This window comes from Mesorhizobium sp. WSM4820 (genome assembly GCF_055811075.1).
This window is the reverse complement of sequence record NZ_JBVVQN010000018.1, coordinates 15,699-34,081: the sequence shown is the minus strand read 5'-3', so window position 1 is coordinate 34,081 and position 18,383 is coordinate 15,699. Positions and strand designations below refer to the sequence as shown.

20 protein-coding genes and 1 tRNA gene are annotated in these 18,383 nt (G+C 61.9%); 12 read left to right on the top strand and 9 right to left on the bottom strand.

Going from position 1 to position 18,383, the window contains the following annotated elements:
* Positions 1-68 precede the first annotated feature (68 nt).
* The 4 genes from AC0L2R_RS25395 to tkt all read right to left on the bottom strand — a co-directional run bounded on the left by AC0L2R_RS25395 (position 69) and on the right by tkt (position 6,676).
* A complete protein-coding gene (locus tag AC0L2R_RS25395) occupies positions 69-1,265 on the bottom strand; it encodes a phosphoglycerate kinase (protein WP_473512206.1) in 1,197 nt (398 codons plus the stop codon).
* Between the two features lie 110 nt (positions 1,266-1,375).
* Entirely contained in the window at positions 1,376-3,265 is a 1,890-nt protein-coding gene (locus AC0L2R_RS25390) for a potassium/proton antiporter (RefSeq protein WP_473512205.1), read from the bottom strand.
* Positions 3,266-3,516: 251 nt separating this feature from the next.
* Entirely contained in the window at positions 3,517-4,527 is a 1,011-nt protein-coding gene (gene gap, locus AC0L2R_RS25385) for a type I glyceraldehyde-3-phosphate dehydrogenase (RefSeq protein ID WP_473512204.1), read from the bottom strand.
* 157 nt (positions 4,528-4,684) lie between these two features.
* Positions 4,685-6,676, bottom strand: a complete 1,992-nt coding sequence (gene tkt, locus AC0L2R_RS25380) for a transketolase (protein WP_473512203.1) — start codon at positions 6,674-6,676, stop codon at positions 4,685-4,687.
* A 304-nt stretch (positions 6,677-6,980) separates the two neighbouring features.
* Here tkt and AC0L2R_RS25375 point away from each other — a divergent pair, with 304 nt between their 5' ends.
* The 4 genes from AC0L2R_RS25375 (at position 6,981) to AC0L2R_RS25360 (ending at position 9,519) form a co-directional block, all read left to right on the top strand.
* The gene (locus tag AC0L2R_RS25375; RefSeq protein WP_023797069.1) at positions 6,981-7,253 is read left to right on the top strand and encodes a DUF4164 domain-containing protein; all 273 of its coding nucleotides are present in this window, start codon (positions 6,981-6,983) and stop codon (positions 7,251-7,253) included.
* Positions 7,254-7,264: 11 nt separating this feature from the next.
* Positions 7,265-7,630, top strand: coding sequence for a cell division protein ZapA (locus AC0L2R_RS25370; RefSeq protein WP_023797070.1), 366 nt, complete (start codon positions 7,265-7,267; stop codon positions 7,628-7,630).
* 211 nt (positions 7,631-7,841) lie between these two features.
* Positions 7,842-8,501, top strand: a complete 660-nt coding sequence (locus AC0L2R_RS25365; RefSeq protein ID WP_077380501.1) for a peroxiredoxin — start codon at positions 7,842-7,844, stop codon at positions 8,499-8,501.
* A 145-nt stretch (positions 8,502-8,646) separates the two neighbouring features.
* Complete coding sequence (locus tag AC0L2R_RS25360; RefSeq protein WP_473512202.1) at positions 8,647-9,519, top strand: MBL fold metallo-hydrolase; 873 nt, start codon at positions 8,647-8,649, stop codon at positions 9,517-9,519.
* Positions 9,520-9,607: 88 nt separating this feature from the next.
* Here AC0L2R_RS25360 and AC0L2R_RS25355 read toward each other — a convergent pair whose 3' ends face one another.
* Positions 9,608-10,015 carry a hypothetical protein gene (locus AC0L2R_RS25355; protein WP_473512201.1) on the bottom strand — a complete coding sequence of 136 codons (408 nt, stop codon included), beginning with the start codon at positions 10,013-10,015 and terminating at the stop codon, positions 9,608-9,610.
* A 326-nt stretch (positions 10,016-10,341) separates the two neighbouring features.
* Between AC0L2R_RS25355 and AC0L2R_RS25350 the strand changes: the two genes are divergently transcribed.
* On the top strand, positions 10,342-10,416 hold the full coding sequence (locus AC0L2R_RS25350) for a hypothetical protein (RefSeq protein WP_473512282.1): 75 nt from the start codon (positions 10,342-10,344) through the stop codon (positions 10,414-10,416).
* 93 nt (positions 10,417-10,509) lie between these two features.
* Here the strand turns inward: AC0L2R_RS25350 and rpoH are convergent, their stop codons facing one another.
* Together rpoH and AC0L2R_RS25340 are read right to left on the bottom strand one after the other, a co-directional pair.
* Positions 10,510-11,421 carry an RNA polymerase sigma factor RpoH gene (rpoH, locus tag AC0L2R_RS25345; RefSeq protein WP_023797074.1) on the bottom strand — a complete coding sequence of 304 codons (912 nt, stop codon included), beginning with the start codon at positions 11,419-11,421 and terminating at the stop codon, positions 10,510-10,512.
* A gap of 207 nt (positions 11,422-11,628) precedes the next feature.
* On the bottom strand, positions 11,629-12,651 hold the full coding sequence (locus tag AC0L2R_RS25340) for an RluA family pseudouridine synthase (RefSeq protein ID WP_473512200.1): 1,023 nt from the start codon (positions 12,649-12,651) through the stop codon (positions 11,629-11,631).
* 73 nt (positions 12,652-12,724) lie between these two features.
* On the opposite strand from AC0L2R_RS25340, the gene AC0L2R_RS25335 reads away from it, so the two are divergent.
* From AC0L2R_RS25335 to AC0L2R_RS25305, 7 genes are all read left to right on the top strand, one after another.
* Positions 12,725-13,102 (top strand): fimbrial protein, encoded by a 378-nt coding sequence (locus AC0L2R_RS25335; RefSeq protein ID WP_473512198.1) that lies wholly within the window; start codon positions 12,725-12,727, stop codon positions 13,100-13,102.
* Entirely contained in the window at positions 13,099-13,506 is a 408-nt protein-coding gene (locus AC0L2R_RS25330; RefSeq protein WP_473512197.1) for a VOC family protein, read from the top strand. Before AC0L2R_RS25335 ends, AC0L2R_RS25330 begins: the two co-directional genes overlap by 4 nt.
* Positions 13,507-13,595: 89 nt before the next feature.
* A tRNA-Glu gene (locus AC0L2R_RS25325) sits at positions 13,596-13,670 on the top strand.
* A gap of 95 nt (positions 13,671-13,765) precedes the next feature.
* On the top strand, positions 13,766-13,900 hold the full coding sequence (locus AC0L2R_RS25320; protein ID WP_473512281.1) for a type II toxin-antitoxin system HicA family toxin: 135 nt from the start codon (positions 13,766-13,768) through the stop codon (positions 13,898-13,900).
* Positions 13,901-13,905: 5 nt separating this feature from the next.
* Positions 13,906-14,325 carry a type II toxin-antitoxin system HicB family antitoxin gene (locus AC0L2R_RS25315; protein ID WP_473512196.1) on the top strand — a complete coding sequence of 140 codons (420 nt, stop codon included), beginning with the start codon at positions 13,906-13,908 and terminating at the stop codon, positions 14,323-14,325.
* Positions 14,326-14,508: 183 nt separating this feature from the next.
* On the top strand, positions 14,509-15,090 hold the full coding sequence (locus tag AC0L2R_RS25310; protein ID WP_473512194.1) for a VOC family protein: 582 nt from the start codon (positions 14,509-14,511) through the stop codon (positions 15,088-15,090).
* Positions 15,091-15,117: 27 nt separating this feature from the next.
* Positions 15,118-16,008 carry a glutathione S-transferase family protein gene (locus AC0L2R_RS25305; RefSeq protein WP_473512193.1) on the top strand — a complete coding sequence of 297 codons (891 nt, stop codon included), beginning with the start codon at positions 15,118-15,120 and terminating at the stop codon, positions 16,006-16,008.
* A gap of 464 nt (positions 16,009-16,472) precedes the next feature.
* Here the strand turns inward: AC0L2R_RS25305 and AC0L2R_RS25300 are convergent, their stop codons facing one another.
* Together AC0L2R_RS25300 and AC0L2R_RS25295 are read right to left on the bottom strand one after the other, a co-directional pair.
* A complete protein-coding gene (locus tag AC0L2R_RS25300) occupies positions 16,473-17,357 on the bottom strand; it encodes a hypothetical protein (RefSeq protein WP_236368840.1) in 885 nt (294 codons plus the stop codon).
* Positions 17,358-17,890: 533 nt separating this feature from the next.
* The gene (locus tag AC0L2R_RS25295; protein WP_473512192.1) at positions 17,891-18,106 is read right to left on the bottom strand and encodes a hypothetical protein; all 216 of its coding nucleotides are present in this window, start codon (positions 18,104-18,106) and stop codon (positions 17,891-17,893) included.
* Positions 18,107-18,383: the final 277 nt, after the last annotated feature.

The window sequence follows — 18,383 nt, the reverse complement described above, 5'->3', positions numbered from 1 at the left end:
AGCGGAAAGCTCGAATCGATTGAAACGCGCAAACGCCCCTGTTCGCCTGTTGCCCAGGGCCTAGGGCCTCAGCGCTTCAGCACGTCGACTCCGGGCAACGGCTTGCCCTCCATCCATTCCAGGAAGGCGCCGCCGGCGGTCGAGACATAGGTGAAGTCGTCGGCGACGCCGGCATGGTTGAGGGCGGCCACCGTGTCGCCGCCACCTGCCACCGAGATCAATTTGCCGGCCTTGGTGCGGGCCGCGGCGTGCCTGGCCGCCGCCACCGTCGCCCGGTCGAACGGCTCGATCTCGAAGGCGCCGAGCGGGCCGTTCCAGACCAGCGTCGCGGCGCGGTCGATCCAGTCGGCAACGGTCTTCACGGTCTTTTCGCCGACATCGAGGATCATGGCGTCGGCCGGCACCTCTGATATGGCGACGGTTTCGCTGGCAGCGCCCGCCTTGAATTCCCTGGCGACGACACCGTCGACCGGCAGGATGACGGCGCAGCCGGCTTCGGCCGCCTCGATCATGATCTGCTTGGCGGTGTTGGCGAGATCATGCTCGCACAGCGATTTTCCGACGGCGGTGCCGCGCGCGGCGAGGAAGGTGTTGGCCATGCCGCCGCCGATGACCAACGCGTCGACCTTCTTCACCAGATTCATCAGGAGGTCGATCTTGCTCGAGACCTTGGCGCCGCCGACGATGGCGACGACAGGGCGGACGGGATTGCCGAGGCCCTTTTCCAGCGCGTCGAGCTCGGCTTGCATGGTACGGCCGGCGAAGGCCGGCAGCAGCTGCGCAAGCCCTTCCGTCGACGAATGGGCGCGGTGGGCGGCGGAAAAGGCGTCGTTGACGAAGATGTCGCCATTGGTGGCGAGCTTTTCGGTGAAGGCCGGGTCGTTCTTCTCCTCGGCCTTGTAGAAGCGGGTGTTTTCGAGCAGCAGCACGTCGCCGTTGTTCATGGCGGCGACGGCGCTCGCGGCCTTGTCGCCGATGCAATCGGCCGCGAAGCCGACAGGGCGGCCAAGCACCTCCGCGGCCGCCCTGGCGATCGGCTCAAGCGAGAATTCGGGCGAAGGTCCATCCTTGGGCCGGCCGAAATGGGCAAGCAGGATGACCTTGGCGCCCTTGCCGGAAAGCTCGGCGATGGTCGGCGCGATGCGCTCGATGCGGGTGGCGTCGGTGACCTTGCCGTCGGCGACGGGAACGTTGAGGTCGACGCGCACCAGCACGCGCTTGCCGTCGATATTGCCGATGTCGTCCAGTGTCTTAAAGCCGGCCATGCTGTTCCCTTTCGCGAAAAATCGCGGGGACCTTACCCCGCATCAACGACGATGCAAGACCTGCATGGGCGTTCACGGAAAATATGATCCACGCCTCGGGTCGCAGGCAGTCAGCCCTCGCCGGTTGTTTTTTCCACCACTGGCTGTGGAGCCGGTTCCGCGTCGTCCGGCGCTTCGGCACCTGGCTTTTTGGTCCGCTTGCGCCAATTGCGCACAAAGCCAACGATGCGGTCGGCGATTTCGCCGGCACTCAGGAACACCGGCACCCGCGCCACCGGCGCGGTCGGCTCCAGGGAAAGACCGAGACCGGTGATCCTGCCCTTGTCGTCGACGTCGCGGACGATCAGCTCGATCGGACCAATCAGCACGCGGTCGGCATATTCGGCATGGCCGCCGAGCCGCGCCGTCACCAGGTCGCCGACGGTCAGCTTGCGCTCCTCCTCGGTCAGGCCCGGCGCGTAAGCGGCTTCCAGTTCTGCGGCGGAGCGTGCCGGATCGACGGCGAAGGCGCCGAAGAAGTCGGCATCCTCGGGATCGACCACGGCGCGGCTGGCGAACAGCTTGTCGAGCAGGGCCGGATAGCGATCCGGCACGAAGATGTAGACATGGTCGCCGGCGGCGAGCCTGCCCATGTCCTGGAAGCGCATCGAGCGCCCGTCGCGCAGCACGAGCGACGGCCGCGCCCAGCGCGGAATGCGCTCGCCGCGCGCCACCGGGCTGCCTGGTGCCACGCGGTAGGCGAGTAGCTCGTGATGGGCGGAGCCAGGCAGTTCGAGCTCGACCTTGTCCAACGGCCCCAGCCGGGCGGGCACGATCAGACCGAGCCGGCGCGCCAGCGGTCCGACGGTCCATCCCTGGATGACCAGCGATACCAACACCACGATGAAGGCGGTGTTGAAGATGAGGCGGCCATTCTCAAGACCGCCAAGCAGTGGCGTGATGGCGAGCAGGATCGACACGGCGCCACGCAGACCCACCCATGAGACGAAGGCGACTTCCGGGCGCGGCAGACGAAACGGCATCAGGCAAAGCCAGACGGCGATCGGCCGCGCCACGAATATCAGGAACAGGCCCAGCAGCACCGCCGGCAGCAGGATCGCCGGAAATTGCGAGGGCGTCGCGAACAGGCCGAGGATCAGGAACATGATGATCTGCGCCAGCCACGACATGCCGTCCTGGAAGCGCTTGAGGATGGTGACGGCGCGGATGTCGGAATTGCCGGCAATGAGGCCGGCGAGATAGACCGCCAGAAAGCCGGAGCCGCCAATGGCGCCGGCGGCGGCGAATACCATCAGCGACAGCGTCAGCACGAAGATCGGCAGCAGCCCGTGGTCGAGATTGAGCCGGTCGACGAGGCGAACGATGGCGAGGCCGCCGAAAATGCCGACGACGGCGCCAAGCCCCATGTTGAGAAGGAAGCCGAGGACAAGGTCGGTAACCAGGACCCTGGCCTCGGGGCTGGCGTTGGCGGCGATGATCTCGACCAGGCTTATGGTCAGGAAGATGGCGATCGGGTCATTGGTGCCGGACTCCACCTCGAGCGTCGAGCGTACGCGTTCGCGCAAATTGATCTCGCCGGCGCGCAACAGGAAGAACACCGCCGCCGCGTCGGTCGAGGCGACAGCGGCCCCGAGCAGGAAGGATTCCAGCCAGCTGAGATCGAGCAGATAATGGGCGACCGCGCCGAACAGGCCAGTGGTCAAAAGGACGCCGATGGTCGCCAGCGACAGCGCCGGTCCGGCCGCCTGGCGCAACGCGTTGAGCGGTGTGCCGAAACCGGAATCGAACAGGATCACCGCCAGCGCCAGTGAGCCGGCAAAATAAGCCAGCCGCGCATTGTCGAACTGGATGCCGAGGCCGTCGGTTCCAGTGGCCAGGCCAATGCAGAGAAACAGCAGCAAGAGAGGGGCGCCGAAGCGGAAGGCGATCAGGCTCGAAAACGCGGCGGCAACGACGAGAGCGGCGCCGACCAACGTCACGAGATAGATCGCATGCTCCATCCGCCAATTGCCCCTCGAATTCGTGTCCCTCTCGCTTTACGGGAGAGTGAGGCGAAGACATGACCGGTGCAAGGCGTGAGGGTGGTTTTTTGCGCTATGCCGCTGATTTTCGAGTGTTTTGGCGCTCAAGGCGCGGGTCTTGCCAAACAAACCCTTAGAGCGTCGTTGCGCATTCAAAAGGGCGCTGCGCGCTCTCATGAAAACGCCCGGACAGGCCGGGCGTTTCAAGTCGCAAGAAGATGGTTCTGCGGTCAGGCAATGGTCTTGCCGAAGGCGACTGATGTGTCGGCCATGCGGTTGGAAAAACCCCATTCATTGTCGTACCAGGACAGCACCGAAACGAAGTTGCCGTCCATGACCTTGGTCTGGTCGAGCGCCATGATCGAGGAATGCGGGTCGTGGTTGAAGTCGATCGACACGTTCGGATGACGGGTGACGGCGAGAACGCCCTTCAGCTTGCCGTTGGAGGCGGCGATCACCGCCTCGTTGATTTCCTGCACCGTGGTCGAACGCTTGGCGATGAACTTGAAATCGACGACCGAGACGTTCGGGGTCGGCACGCGGATGGAGATGCCGTCGAGCTTGCCCTTCAGATCGGGCAGCACCAGGCCGATCGCCTTGGCCGCGCCGGTCGAGGTCGGGATCTGCGACAGCGCTGCGGCGCGGGCGCGGTAGAGATCCTTGTGCATGGTGTCCAATGTCGGCTGGTCGCCGGTGTAGGAGTGGATCGTCGTCATCATGCCCTTCTCGATGCCGACGGCCTCATGCAGCACGGCTGCCAGCGGCGCCAGGCAGTTGGTGGTGCAGGAGGCGTTCGAGATGACGATGTGGTCCTTGGTCAGCTTGTCGTGGTTGATGCCATAGACGACGGTGAGGTCGGCGCCCTCGGCAGGCGCCGAGACGAGGACGCGCTTGGCGCCAGCGGTCAGATGCGCAGCGGCCTTGTCGCGTGCGGTGAAGATGCCGGTGCATTCGAGCGCGATGTCGATGCCGAGTTCCTTCCATGGCAGCTGCGTCGGGTCCTTGATCGCGGTGACCTTGAATTTTTCGTTGCCGACGGTGATCTGGTCACCGTCGACCGTCACTTCATGCGGGAAGCGGCCATGCACACTGTCGTATCGCAGCAGATGCGCATTGGTCTCGACCGGGCCGAGGTCGTTGACGGCGACGACATCGATGTCCTTGCGGCCGGATTCGTGGATGGCGCGCAGGATGTTGCGGCCGATGCGGCCGAATCCGTTGATGGCAACTCTGACGGTCATTTTTCTCTCCCTGGGAGTTGGAGGCCGAAGATCAAGTCCGCAGCTTCATAACGGCGGGCTGGCAAAGAATCCAGCCGTCGATGGGTTGGATTTAAGTCCATTAGGTCGCGGCTGCCGGCGAAACCGCCATGTGCGGCTTCGCCGGAGACCAGCACATTTACTCGCCGTGCAGGCGGGCTTCCGCCGCCTTCACTGTCGCTTCGGCGGTGATGCCGAAATGCGGATAGAGCTGTTCAATCGTGCCAGAGGCGCCGAAGCCGGTCATGCCGATGAAGATGCCGTCGGTGCCGATGAAATGATCCCAGCCCTGGCGGATGCCGGCTTCGATGGCGATCTTGATCGGCGCGTTGCCGATCGTCTTGTTGCGGTAATCGGCACTTTGCTTGTCGAACAATTCGAAGCAGGGCACAGAGACGACGCGGGTCGGATGGCCGTGCTTCTCCAATGCCTCGCGCGCCGCCAGCGCAATCTCGACCTCGGAGCCCGAAGCGAAGATCGTCACCGCCGCATCGCCACTGGCAGCGGCCAGCTCATAGGCGCCCTGGCGACAAAGGTTTTCCGCAACGAAGTCGTTGCGCACCGCCGCCAAATTCTGCCGGGTCAGCGCCAGCGTCGAAGGCGTCTTTTCCTGTTCGATCGCCAACTGCCAGCATTCGGCGGTCTCGACCGCGTCGGCCGGGCGGAAGACATTGTGGTTCGGAATGGCGCGAAGTGCGGCCAGATGCTCGACCGGCTGATGGGTCGGGCCGTCTTCGCCGAGACCGATGGAATCGTGGGTCATGACGAAGATCGAGCGGATGCCCATCAGCGAGGCGAGCCGCATCGATGGACGGGCATAGTCGGAAAAGCACATGAACGTGCCGCCATAGGCGATGAGGCCGCCATGCAGCGTCAGTCCGTTGAGCGCGGCGGCCATGCCGTGCTCGCGGATGCCGTAGTGAACGTAGCGCTGGCCGTAATCGTCCGAGGTGATGTTCTTGGTCTGGCTGGTCTTGGTGTTGTTGGAGCCGGTCAGGTCGGCCGAGCCGCCGATGGTTTCCGGCACGGCGCCGTTGATGACTTCGAGCGCCATTTCCGACGATTTTCGGGTGGCGACCTTCGGTTTGTCTGCGGCGAGCTTCTTCTTGTAGTCGGTGATGACGGCGTCGAAATTCGCCGGCAGCGTGCCACTGATGCGGCGCTCGAATTCGCTGCGCAACTGGGCGTCGGCCTTGGCAAGGCGGCCTTCCCAGTCGGCGCGTGCCTTGATGCCGGTCTTGCCGGCGTCGCGCCAGGCATCGAGGATATCGGCAGGAAGCTCGAAAGGCGGATAATCCCAACCGAAGAATTTTCTCGCACCGGCGATTTCCTCGGCGCCGAGCGGCGAACCGTGTGCCTTGTTGGTGCCAGCCTTGGTCGGCGCGCCGAAGCCGATCGTCGTCTTGCAGGCGATCATCGTCGGTTTGTCGGAATGGCGCGCCGCCTCGATGGCATAGGCAATCGCTTCCGGATCCTGGCCGTCGATGTGGCTGGCATTCCAGCCGGACGCCTGGAAGCGGGCGACCTGATCGGTGTTGTCGGCCAGCGAAACCGGGCCGTCGATCGAGATGTTGTTGTTGTCCCAAAAGACGATCAGCTTGTTCAGCTTGAGATGTCCGGCAAGCGCGATGGCTTCCTGGGAAACGCCCTCCATCAGGCAGCCGTCACCGGCCAGCACATAGGTGTAGTGGTCGACGAGGTCGTTGCCGAAGGCGGCATTCATGATGCGCTCGCCGAGCGCGAAACCGACCGAATTGGCAAGTCCCTGGCCGAGCGGGCCGGTCGTCGTCTCGATGCCGGCGGCATGGCCATATTCGGGATGGCCCGCCGTCCTCGATCCCACCTGGCGGAAATGCTTGATCTGGTCGAGGGTGATGTCCTCGTAGCCGGTCAGATAAAGCAGCGAATAAAGCAGCATCGAACCGTGGCCGGCCGACAGGATGAAGCGGTCGCGATCGGGCCAATGCGGGTTCTTCGCATCGTATTTCAGGAAACGCGTGAACAGCACGGTGGCGATGTCGGCGCAGCCCATCGGCAGGCCGGGGTGGCCTGACTGGGCCTTCTCGACGGCGTCCATGGAAAGAAAACGGATCGCATTGGCCATCCGGTCATGTTGTTCACGCGAGGTCATGCTTCCTCCAGTGTCGGGGTTCGGGGCCTTGGGAGAGCCCTGGAAAGGGGTGCGCGACACATAGCAGGCGCGGCTTTTTAGTCAACAAACCGGCGCGTTTTTGCCGATCTTGTTGGTCAGTAAACCGGCGCTTTTGCCGGACTTGCGATGGCGCCAGAAGGGTTTTGGTGGCCTAAATTAGCGTTAGCAGGGGACAGTCGCGAGAGCTTTATTGACGTTGGCTTCACACGGCGCGTAATGTTTCAGACATAACGCGTTCTGAACGTGGATGATTCGGTGATGGGCAGGGCGCAGGACGAAAGCCATGACCGGGGAAACGACACTCAAGGAAGTCATCGCCAGGCTGGGTAAGGCCATCGAGGGGCTGGAAAACGCCGTCGCGGCCAAGCTCGAGCACGAGCGCGACTATACGGAAGCCGAGGCGGAGGTGCAGCGCATGAACGCCGACCGCTCGCGGCTGGCGCAGGAACTCGACAATTCCGAAGCGCGCGCCGAACGGCTGGAAGACGCCAACAAGGAAGTGTCGCGTCGGCTGGTGACCGCCATGGAAACCATCCGCGCCGTGTTGGATAGATAGGGGCTGGCCCAATGGCACAAGTCACGGTTTCCATCGATGGCAAGCAGTATCGCATGGCTTGCGACGAAGGCCAGGAAGAGCATCTGATCGACCTTGCCGAGCGCTTCGACCGCTATGTCTCGCATCTGAAAGACTCATTCGGCGAAATCGGCGACCAGCGGCTGACGGTGATGGCCGGCATCATGGTCATGGACGAGCTTTCGGAACTGCAAAAACGCGTCAAGGGCATGGAAAGCGAAGTGCTGACGCTGCGCAAGACGCGTGACGACGCGCTGACCAAGGCCGACAAGAACGATTCCGTACTGACCCAGGCGCTTGGCGCGCTCGCCCAGCGCATGGAAGATCTGGCGACGACGCTGGCGGTGAACAAGGCCTAGATTTCCACTGCTGTCGCGCCCAACGCCCTATTGCGCCGGCATCAATGGGCGCGAAATGCTGCTGTTTACGACAAACGGCGAAAAAGTTTTCGTCGCCGGCCCCGGTACCGGTGCAACAGGCGTATGAAGGATGACGCCGCAGTGGTAAAAAGGCGGAAGCAGGGCCGGTGGGTGGTCCATGCCGGCTGCAATCACAGGGTAGGGACGCATCATGAGCCTTCGTATCAATGACACCGCGCCGGATTTCACGGCCGAAACCACGCAAGGGACGATCAACTTCCACGAATGGATCGGTGATGGCTGGGCAGTGCTTTTCAGCCATCCGAAGAATTTCACGCCGGTCTGCACGACCGAGCTCGGCACGATGGCCGGGCTGGAAGGCGAGTTCAAGAAGCGCAACGTCAAGATCATCGGCATTTCCGTCGATCCGGTCGAAAGCCATGGCAAATGGCAGGACGACATCAAGAAGGCGACCGGCCAATCGGTGAACTACCCGTTGATCGGCGACAAGGACCTCAAGGTCGCCAAGCTTTACGAGATGCTGCCGGCGGGCGCCGGCGAAACCTCGGAAGGCCGCACGCCCGCCGACAACGCTACGGTGCGTTCAGTTTATGTCATCGGCCCCGACAAGAAGATCAAGCTGGTTCTCACCTATCCGATGACGACCGGCCGTAACTTCGATGAGATCTTGCGTGCGATCGATTCCATACAGTTGACCGCCAAGCACCAGGTGGCGACGCCGGCGAACTGGAAGCAGGGCGAGGACGTCATCATCACCGCCGCTGTTTCCAACGAGGATGCGGTCAAGCGTTTCGGCGCCTTCGAGACGATCCTGCCGTATCTCCGGAAGACCAAGCAGCCCTCCGCCTGAGAAGGCGGCACGGAAGGATTTTCGGCTTTTTTGCCTCGGCGAAGCATGCGGTGCTTGACGGCATGGCGCTGGCGCATGACCATGCTCTTCTTTTACCCCGGCAGGGAAAACCATTCCTGCCGGGTGGGAATTGAGGGAGCCGGGATTGGACGCGACATCGGCCAGGCTGCAGGTGGCAGGCTTTTACGACAAGCCGAGCGGGTCCATCCAGTATGTCGTTGCCGACCCGCAGACGCGACGATGCGCAATCATTGATCCGGTCTTGGATTTCGATGAGAAGTCCGGCGCCACTGCCACGAAAAATGCCGACGCCCTGCTCGACTTCATTAGAGATCAACGGCTGGTTGTCGAATGGATCCTCGACACCCACCCGCATGCCGACCATTTCTCGGCGGCACACTATCTCAGCACGAAGACAGGAGCGCCGACGGCGATCGGCGAGAAGGTCGTCGACGTCCAGAAACTGTGGAAGGCAATCTACAACTGGCCGGGGTTTCCTGCCGACGGATCCCAGTGGAACAGGCTGTTTGCCGACGGCGAGACCTTTTCGGTCGGCGGCGTTCCGGCAAAGGTGCTTTTTTCGCCGGGCCACACGCTGGCCTCGATCACCTATGTGATCGGCGACGCCGCTTTCATCCACGATACGCTGTTCATGCCGGACAGCGGCACGGCGAGAGCGGACTTTCCCGGCGGCAGTGCCGCGCAACTCTGGCGCTCGATCCAAAATATCCTCGCGCTGCCGGACGAGACACGTCTGTTCGTCGGTCATGACTACCAGGCGGAGGGGCGCGAGCCCTTGTGGGAGAGCACGGTCGCGGAACAAAAATCCAAGAACACCCATGTTGCCGCCTGCAGGACGGAGGCCGATTTCGTAGCGTTGCGCGAGGCGCGCGACAGGACGCTGCCGATGCCGAGGCTGATCCTGCACGCGCTGCAGGTCAACATGAATGGCGGGCGCCTGCCGGAACCGGAATCCAACGGCCGCCGCTATTTGAAATTTCCGTTGGATTGCCTTTGAGGGGCGCGGGTCCAACTTTTGCAATCTCGCCGCCGCCCCTCATCGCCCTGCCGGATGAGGGGCAGCGCAGAGGCCAGCCAGTCTAGCTTCAGGGTTTTGTTCGGCGGACTAAATGTTCATACGTGATTTGCCAAGGGTTGCTCTCGGAAGATCTTTCCTCGCCGGTCCAATGGAAGCTGTCGGCAGTGATCTCGGTGAAACGCCATCGAGTTTTCAGACCGCGCGAATTAGTGCCGAGTTGGACAATGTCCTTACCCTCGGCCCGCCCGATCTGGCGCGAATAATCTCGGTTGAGCGGGTCGTTCCATATGATGTGCCAGCCATCGATCCCAGGATCGAAGATGCGCAAAGTCGTGCCATACATCGTGGACGGCGCAGGGCGCTTGGGCCTAATCCAGACGTCCTGAATCGCGCGGCCTTCGAGCACCCAGCCAAAATGGCATTCTCCGTTCCACTTCTGGATTGTGCCGTCGTCGCGGTAGTGGACCGTGTCCATTTTCCAGCTTCCAATTAGCCATCCATACAGGTCCATGTCTTTCGCTCGGTCGGCTGGGGGACCGTCGGATCCGAGAGCGGTGAGAAACGGAGAAATCCTCATCGTCATACTGCCTTTGGTTTCCAAACAGGCGAGCTCAACTGCCCAGCGCAGCCCCGACGGTCCGTTGTCGCCCGCTTGCCGCAAGCGCCGCCTCGTGAAATTTCGCGACGGAAGCCCGTGTCGGCGCCGGAAACATTGCCGCCACAATTTGCAGCGTTGCGGTTTCCAGGGCTTGGAGAAAATTGCTATAATGCCGCTGTGAGCCGACCAGGCTGATCACACCGATGAGTGAACGGTTTATGGCGACGGATCGGGCGTTCGCGAAGGCCGCGGAACCGGCAACCCTAGCTGGAATATGACACCAAGGGACAGTTCCCCGCAGTCGGAGGACCCACAAAAAAGGCGGCGCCAGGTTACCTGACGCCGCCGCTATTGTTTTTCCGCCGGAGATTTTACGCCGCCGGCTGCGCCTCGATGGTGCGCAGCGCCTGCATCTGGCGCTTGGCTGCGGCCTTGACCGCGTCCTGCACCTTCTCGAAGGCGCGCACCTCGATCTGGCGCACGCGCTCGCGGCTGATGTCGAACTCGGCCGACAGCTCTTCCAGCGTCAGCGGCTCCTCGGCCAGGCGGCGCGCCTCGAAGATACGCCGCTCGCGCTCGTTGAGCACGGCAAGAGCGCCGGACAGCATGCCGCGCCGGTTTTCCAGTTCGTCCTGCTCGATCAGCGCCTCTTCCTGGCTTTCGTGGTCGTCGACCAGCCAGTCCTGCCATTCACCTGATTCACCTTCGCTCGCCCGGATCGGCGCATTGAGCGAAGCGTCGCCCGACAGGCGGCGGTTCATCGACACCACTTCCGCTTCCGACACGTTGAGGCGGGTGGCGATCTCGGCGATCTGCTCGGGCTTCAAGTCGCCATCGTCGAGCGCCTGGATCTTGCCCTTCACCTTGCGCAGGTTGAAAAACAGGCGTTTCTGGTTGGCGGTGGTGCCCATTTTGACCAGGCTCCACGAGCGCAGGATGTATTCCTGGATCGACGCCTTGATCCACCACATTGCGTAGGTGGCGAGCCGGAAGCCGCGCTCCGGTTCGAATTTCTTGACGGCCTGCATCAGGCCGACATTGCCTTCCGAGATCACCTCGCCGATCGGCAGGCCGTAGCCGCGATAGCCCATGGCGATCTTGGCGACGAGCCGAAGGTGGCTGGTGACGAGCTTGTGCGCAGCCGTTGTGTCCTCGTGCTCAGCGTAACGCTTGGCGAGCATGTACTCTTCCTGCGGCTGAAGCATCGGAAAGCGACGGATTTCTTCCAGGTAGCGGCTGAGGCCGCCTTCGCCGGAAACGATACTGGGTAGTGACTGGGCCATGATAGCGCCCCTCTCTCTTGGAGTGGTGCCCCCTAACGCGGCGGGCATAAATCACGAACGCCAAAAGGCTCGTTCGCGACAGCGGATGTATACAGGAACAAAACCAGAAAGGACAGCATTTGGTTCAACACGAAACAGTGTGTCACGCCAAAGTGAACAACGCGGGTCAGGTTTTTGCCGATCTGGTTTTGAATGGATGAAGCCGGTTCAGAGTCTGCGGAAGCGGTCCACGAGTTCCTCCATATCGCTCGGTAGCGGCGCCTCGAACCTCATCGGTAAATGGGTAGTCGGATGCCGAAATTCAAGCAGGCGGGCATGTAATGCCTGTCGCGGAAAGGCCTTTACCCGGCCTTTCAGCGGCTCGGGCAGCCGGTTCGCCTTGGTGCGAAAGGCCTGGCCGTAATCGGGATCGCCGACGACCGGATGGCCGATATGAGCCATGTGGACGCGGATCTGATGGGTGCGGCCGGTCTCGAGCCGGCATTCGACCAGACTCGCCGTGGCAAACTCCTTTTGCTGCTCGCCAAAGCGCTCGACCACCGTGAAATGGGTGACGGCGTGGCGGGCATCGTCGCGGCCCTCTGGCACCACGGCACGGCGCACGCGGTCGGCGGCGCGACCGAGCGGCTCGTCGACCGTGCCTGTCGGTCTCATCGGAATGCCCCAGACCAGCGCCAGATAGGCGCGTTTGAGATCGCCGGTCAGGCCATGGTCGGCAAAGGCCTCCGACAATGATTTGTGGGCGCGGTCGGTTTTTGCCACGACCATGACGCCGCTGGTCTCCTTGTCCAGGCGGTGGACGATGCCCGGCCGCCGCACCCCGCCGATGCCGGAAAGACTGTCGCCGCAATGGTGGATCAGCGCGTTGACCAGCGTGCCGGTCCAGTTGCCGGCGCCGGGATGGACGACCAGCCCCGGCGGCTTGTCGATGACGATCAATTCATTGTCTTCATAGAGGACGTCGAGCGGGATGTTCTCGCCTTGCGGCTCCGCCGGCTCCGGCTCCGGCATGTCGACCGATACGCGGTCACCGGCCGCCATCTTGCGTTTGGTCTCGATGACCGGCTGGCCGCCGACCTTGACGGCGCCCTGCCGGATCAGCATCTGCACCCGGCTGCGCGACATGTCCGGGCCGAGCTTGCCCGCCAGCCATTGGTCGAGCCGCTGGCCGGCCGCATCGGAGCCTGCTTCCAGTACGACTGATCCCCCGTCTGGCGATCCGCCCTCCATTAATCCATCCTCTATCAATATCGGGGTCTCTTCGTTATGAGCGCTCATCGAAAATCGTTCCGGAATGTTTGCCATGGCTGCTGCCGATGAAGACGAGGAAAAGCCGCTCGACCCCGAAGTCGAAAAGGTGCGCAAGAAGCTCGTCCGCTTCGTCGGCATCAATCTCGGCCTGCTGTTCCTCGCCCTTATGGTGGTGATTGCAGCCCTTGTCTACAAAACGCGCACCGCGCCACCGGCAGCCCCATCCCTTGCCGGCGACATCCAGGTGCCATCAGGCGAGCCGTTGACCGGCGACATCGTGATGCCGGTCGGCGCCAGGGTCATCAGCCAGTCGCTTTCCGGCAACCGCGTCTCCATCGATGCGGAGCTTGCCGACGGCAGCCGCGCCATTTTTGTCTTCGACATCACTGAGCGCCGCATCATCGGCCGCTTTTCGATCCGCAATAAATGACTGGTTTCGCTGAAAATCGCCGCGTCGCCAGCGTTGCGCTTGTCGTCGCCAATTACGACGAGGCGATCGCCTGGTATGTCGACAAGCTGGGCTTTTTGCTCACAGAGGACGTCGATCTCGGCGACGGCAAGCGCTGGGTCACGGTGGCGCCGGCGAACGGACAAGGCGCGCAGCTGCTGCTGGCCGAAGCGTCGGATGATATGCAAGCAAGCCGGATCGGCAACCAGACCGGCGGCCGCGTCTTTCTGTTCCTCGAGACCGACGATTTTGTCCGCGACCACGCGGCAATGCTCGAAAAGGGCGTCGAATTCCGTCAGGCGCCTCGCTTTGAGCCCTATGGCACGGTAGCGGTTTTCGCCGATCTCCATGGAAATCTCTGGGACCTGATCGAGCCAAAACGATAGCCTGCAACGGATATTTTCCCGGCAACATTGACTGCCAGAAGCCCAGTTGCTTTTTCCCGGCCGTCAGCCTATATCGCCGGTTCTTGAACGCGCCCATCGTCTAGCGGTCAGGACACCGCCCTCTCACGGCGGGAACAGGGGTTCGATTCCCCTTGGGCGTACCAAGGATTTCATCGACATAGCGCTCTTGCGGTCTCTTGCATCGAATATTAGTCGATAACGACCCTGTACGGCCGCGAATGTTGGCGGACCTGAGGGTCTGGAGGCGCTGGACGCCAGCCATGCACAATTCAAACACAAGAAGAAAGCCGGTAGCGTCACGGTTCCCAAAAGGGATATTCCTTTGGGGACCCTGCGGAGCATTGAACGTCAATCCGGTCTAAAGCTGAGGTAGATACAATGAAGCAGTATATCGGATTGATCCGTAAGGATACCGACAGCGACTTCGGTGTGTCCTTTCCCGATTTTCCCGGCGTTGTCACCGCCGGCACCGATCTGGACGACGCTCGTGCCATGGCTGAGCAGGCCCTTGCCTTTCACATCGAAGGGCTTGTCGAAGATGGCGAAGCCATTCCAGAACCCTCCAGCTTGGAAGGCGTCATGGCCGACGCCGATAATCGAGACGGCGTCGCGATCCTGGTTGCGGTGAAGACCGAGGCCAAGAAAGCTGTCCGCGTGAACATCACGCTCGCTGAAGATGTTCTAAGCCAAATTGACGCCTTTGCTGAGGCGCACGGTTATACCCGGTCCGGCTTTATCGCGAAGGCGGCTCAAAGAATCATCGAGCTTGAGGGCGGCCGAAAGGCTCGCAGCGCTTAGCTTCCGTTTGCGCTACCGAGGCCTTCCAATGCAAGTGTCCCTATGGCCTGGCTTCTGGCGTATCGTCGCCGGTTGATTTAGCATCTCCTGATACTCCTCGTGCCAGGCACAAGGCAGCACAACCGCGAGCGGCACCGGGGCGAAGAGAACACGACGGCGTCCGGCTGCCAGGGAGGAAGGCCAATGCAGAAACTGCAATCGCAGGGCGTCCATCACATCACGCTGGTCGGCGCCGGGCGCCAGACTTCGATCGATTTCTGGGAGGGCGTGCTTGGCATGCCTTTCATCTTCGAGCAGCCCAATCTCGACAAGGCCAGCGAAAGCCACCTTTATTTCGATCCGGGTGACGGCCGGCTGATCACCATCTTCACCGACGAGAGCCGCACGCCGGAGAAACGGCGCACGCCGACCGATACGGGCTGCGTCCATCACATCGCGTTTGCGGTGTCGCGGGTCACCTTCCTGCAGGCGGTCGCCCGGCTCGACGAGCGCGCCATCAAGCACAGCGGCGTCAAGGATCGCGGTTTTATGGATTCGATCTACTTCGAGGATCCGCTCGGCCTGCTGATCGAGCTCGCTTCCTACCGTTTCGAGCCGCCGGCGGGATTTACCCATGCCGACGTGCTGATGCAGGCGCACAAGCTTCGCGTCGCGCGCGGCGACTACGCAATCGCCGAAGTGCATCTCGCCGACGCGATTCAGGCGCTGGTCGAGCGCTCCCGTGCGACCTTGTCAGAAGACCGCGCGCCGAAAAATCCATTCTGACAACAGGCCAAGCAAAGGGAGGACACAATGGCAAAGATGACAACGAAGAGTGCAAAGAAGCCGGCCGCCAAGGCCGCTACGAAACCAGCTGCCAAGGCCGCGACAAAGCCTGCAGCCAAGGCATCGAAAGCTTCCGCCGAGCCGGCAGCGAAAGCCGCCGCAAAAGCTGCAGACAAGGCGTCCGCGGGATCGGCGCGGAAGACCAAGGCGAAATCAGGAAAGAAGTCTGCACTGATGCTCAGCATGCTGAAGCCGAGCGTCAACAATATGAGCGTACGGGTGTTTGCGCGCGCGGCCGGGCTCGACCATTCCGAGACCGACGTATGGGGCCACACGCGCTCGCCCGAGTATATGGCGCGAAACCCGGCCCATCTGACGCCGATGATCGAGGACAAGGGCCTGCCCAGGGGCGTGTTGTGGGAAAGCTGCGCCATCATGCAGTATCTCGCCAACAAGCACGGGCTGGAGACATTATATCCCAAGGCGCCGGCCAAGCGGGCGATGATCGACAGCGCCATGTTCTATCTGATCGGCACGCTCTACCCCTATGTGGCGCGCGCCACCTATCCTGCGCTGAATTTCCCGCAATATGCCGGCGAGGTCGGCCACAGCGACGCTCATCCCGACAAGAAGGCGGAAGCCCAGAAGGCCGCTATAGCAGCGATAGCCGAGCCGCTGGAGGTCTTTCACAGCTTCTTCAGGAACGGCAAGCCGTTCATCGGCGGCAAGAACCCGTCGATCGCCGACATCCGCCTGGCGGCGACGCTCGAATTCCTGGCCGCCATCGACTACGCGCTGCCCCAATGGGCGAAGGAGTACATGACGGCGATCGAAAAGAAGCTCGGCAAGGCCTATGCCGAGCCGGCGGCCGACGTGCGCGGCTATATCGCCCATGTGAAGTCGCAGGCCGCGGCGTGAGGCTTTCACTCTCACGGTTTTGCTTGCCCAGGCCGATCTAAACCGAGCCCGAAGGCCCGCCGCCTTTTACGGGACGTAAGAATGTTTGAAGCGTCGACGACGAAGCGACGGTTGACCTGGAGGCAGCGGTCCTGATGATCAGGCCTGCGGGTGGCGTCCATGGAAGGGACTGTATATGACCCGCAAACTACCCTTATTCGCCGCGTTCGGCCTGGCGCTTGCTGCCCTGGCGGCGTGTGACCAAACTCAATCGGGAGGAACGCAGGCGACAACCGCTGGCCAATTGCCGCCGCCTCCAGCCGACACGATGACGCCGGCACCCGCAACCCCGCCAGCTCAGACAGCCCCTGTTCAGTAACAGATCGTCGTTTTCAAAAATAGAACCCTCGCCCCGGGAGGCGGGGGTTCGCTTTTGGCATTTCAGCTGCGAAGCGGTGCGGCATGACTGATGCCGCGCTTGTCGTTCAGGGACCGAACATCACAAGCTCGGTGAACGACAGATCTCCAAGCGAGGGTGGTCTGGGACCCCTAAAATATTTCAGCCCGCTGTTGGCGCGGTACCACCCGAACAGACCACCAATCGGCTCCCTGGCGTCGACGACGCAAAGCAGGATGCCGCTTCGCAAGAGAAAGCGCCCGATGGCACCGGCGCACCGGCTCAAATCCGCGAGAGAGCGGCAATAGACGATCTGATAGGATGGGATAAGACCGCGCAATATCCGGCGCGGCATCAATACGAAAGGAAACGCTGCTCCGTCGCAAATGCAAATCAATGACCGGCAGCCAAGTGCTGAGTGCTCCGAGAGTATGTATCTCTCGCTGTCGGACAGCATCGCCATTTCCGCAAGATCGGGACGAGCTTCAAGCACGCGACATGACCGCTGCGCCGAACTAAAAGCCGGCAAGAAGGCAAATTGTCCGGTGGTGAAGGGGCGAAAGCCGAGCGCCCAGTTGGCTTTCAACGTTGCTGGCGCCGGCGAAATATTGGTGTAGGTCACGTCCCTTCTCTTGAGAATCGTCGTGACCAATTTGGCGCCATAGGGACGGAATTCTGCGTCGACGGACCAGCTTGAAAGGTTGCAGCGGACTTCGTCGCCTTCCTGCCCGGGATAACGGGTATACAGGGTCAGCACAACGCCGACGATCCGATCGGCCTTCTCCAAGGCCAAGCCGTATTGTGGGAACTCGGCGACGGGAGGCCGCTGCGCCAAACGGGTTAGCGCCTGTATCCAGTAACTCCGGTCACGCTTCGGAAACCCCCGGCACAGGCAGTCGACCACTCCTTGCCAATCTGCTTCGCGAATTGGTCGACAGCGAACGCCAGGAGGGAGAGCGCCAAGCACGGCCATAAGTCGACTTCCAGAATAGGCTAAAGCGCGTTGCGGCTGAACGGATCCAATGCGACGCGCTTTAAGTTCTTGTTTTATGCATGTCGTTATCGCAAAAACGCTGCGCAGCCTCGGGTCAGACCCGAGGGCATGCTTTTGCGCGACATGCATCTTCGATATGCCTCATACGCTAACACGTTGGTGTACAACGATTAATAATATGTGCCGCATTTAAAGACGACTTTCTGCACTGATCACGAAGACGCAAATCAGATTGGCCACGACGCGTCGACGAGCGATTCCCCTCAGTTAAGGAATCGTTAACCAAATCCCTATCTACTGGTCGGCAATTCACCTCCAACCCGTGACCACGGATGTACTGGCGCGGTCGAGGTGGAAGGAAAGGTCGGCCATGTGCCGGCCTTTTTGTCTCGAGGGCTATTGTCGTCGGGCGCCCTCAGCTTCAAGCGCAACGACACGCTGATCGGGCCGCCGATTCAGCCAAGCGTCGTTCGGTGGCGTCACCTCGAGCGATCGGACCGGTTCACCAGATATCAGTGTTGCCCGCGTCTCGCATCGACATGGCGTGCCAATTCCGGCGTCTCGAAGACGTAGTCGCTCCAGGCCGATTCCGGAATCTGACCGGCCAGGTAGCATTCCAGCAAAAGACTTTGCTCAGGGCTGAGGGGTCTCGGCGCGCGCTCATGGTCCAGTCTCAGCGAGTGAACCAGATTTCTGGTCACGTCCGAGACAGTGAAGTGGATCGACATGTGTTCGGTCTCCTTTGACCATTTAGCGCATCACCCAAGGGATCGGGATCGATCTCCGCTCCGCTGCCCTTCGGTTCGGCAGGACCATGCGCCAAATCAAAACGCCACAGCGTGTGTTGTGCGTCCAAAGCGACGCGCGGCGTTGCAATGGCTGTTTAACGTCGAAGGCCGGATAAGGTTCAACGCGGCTGCCGGCAACGCCGATCAGGCAGCCCGAAACCCACCAGTCGGCTCATGCTCTCGGCCTGCGCAGACCGAACCGCTGCGGCAGCTGCGC

Coding starts and splice junctions, on each gene's coding strand:
- AC0L2R_RS25395 (WP_473512206.1), bottom strand. CDS start 1,265: ATGGCCGGCTTTAAGACACTGGACGACATCGGCAATATCGACGGCAAG.
- AC0L2R_RS25390 (WP_473512205.1), bottom strand. CDS start 3,265: ATGGAGCATGCGATCTATCTCGTGACGTTGGTCGGCGCCGCTCTCGTC.
- gap (WP_473512204.1), bottom strand. CDS start 4,527: ATGACCGTCAGAGTTGCCATCAACGGATTCGGCCGCATCGGCCGCAAC.
- tkt (WP_473512203.1), bottom strand. CDS start 6,676: ATGACCTCGCGTGAACAACATGACCGGATGGCCAATGCGATCCGTTTT.
- AC0L2R_RS25375 (WP_023797069.1), top strand. CDS start 6,981: ATGACCGGGGAAACGACACTCAAGGAAGTCATCGCCAGGCTGGGTAAG.
- AC0L2R_RS25370 (WP_023797070.1), top strand. CDS start 7,265: ATGGCACAAGTCACGGTTTCCATCGATGGCAAGCAGTATCGCATGGCT.
- AC0L2R_RS25365 (WP_077380501.1), top strand. CDS start 7,842: ATGAGCCTTCGTATCAATGACACCGCGCCGGATTTCACGGCCGAAACC.
- AC0L2R_RS25355 (WP_473512201.1), bottom strand. CDS start 10,015: ATGGACACGGTCCACTACCGCGACGACGGCACAATCCAGAAGTGGAAC.
- rpoH (WP_023797074.1), bottom strand. CDS start 11,421: ATGGCCCAGTCACTACCCAGTATCGTTTCCGGCGAAGGCGGCCTCAGC.
- AC0L2R_RS25340 (WP_473512200.1), bottom strand. CDS start 12,651: ATGGAGGGCGGATCGCCAGACGGGGGATCAGTCGTACTGGAAGCAGGC.
- AC0L2R_RS25335 (WP_473512198.1), top strand. CDS start 12,725: ATGGCTGCTGCCGATGAAGACGAGGAAAAGCCGCTCGACCCCGAAGTC.
- AC0L2R_RS25330 (WP_473512197.1), top strand. CDS start 13,099: ATGACTGGTTTCGCTGAAAATCGCCGCGTCGCCAGCGTTGCGCTTGTC.
- AC0L2R_RS25315 (WP_473512196.1), top strand. CDS start 13,906: ATGAAGCAGTATATCGGATTGATCCGTAAGGATACCGACAGCGACTTC.
- AC0L2R_RS25310 (WP_473512194.1), top strand. CDS start 14,509: ATGCAGAAACTGCAATCGCAGGGCGTCCATCACATCACGCTGGTCGGC.
- AC0L2R_RS25305 (WP_473512193.1), top strand. CDS start 15,118: ATGGCAAAGATGACAACGAAGAGTGCAAAGAAGCCGGCCGCCAAGGCC.
- AC0L2R_RS25300 (WP_236368840.1), bottom strand. CDS start 17,357: ATGGCCGTGCTTGGCGCTCTCCCTCCTGGCGTTCGCTGTCGACCAATT.
- AC0L2R_RS25295 (WP_473512192.1), bottom strand. CDS start 18,106: ATGTCGATCCACTTCACTGTCTCGGACGTGACCAGAAATCTGGTTCAC.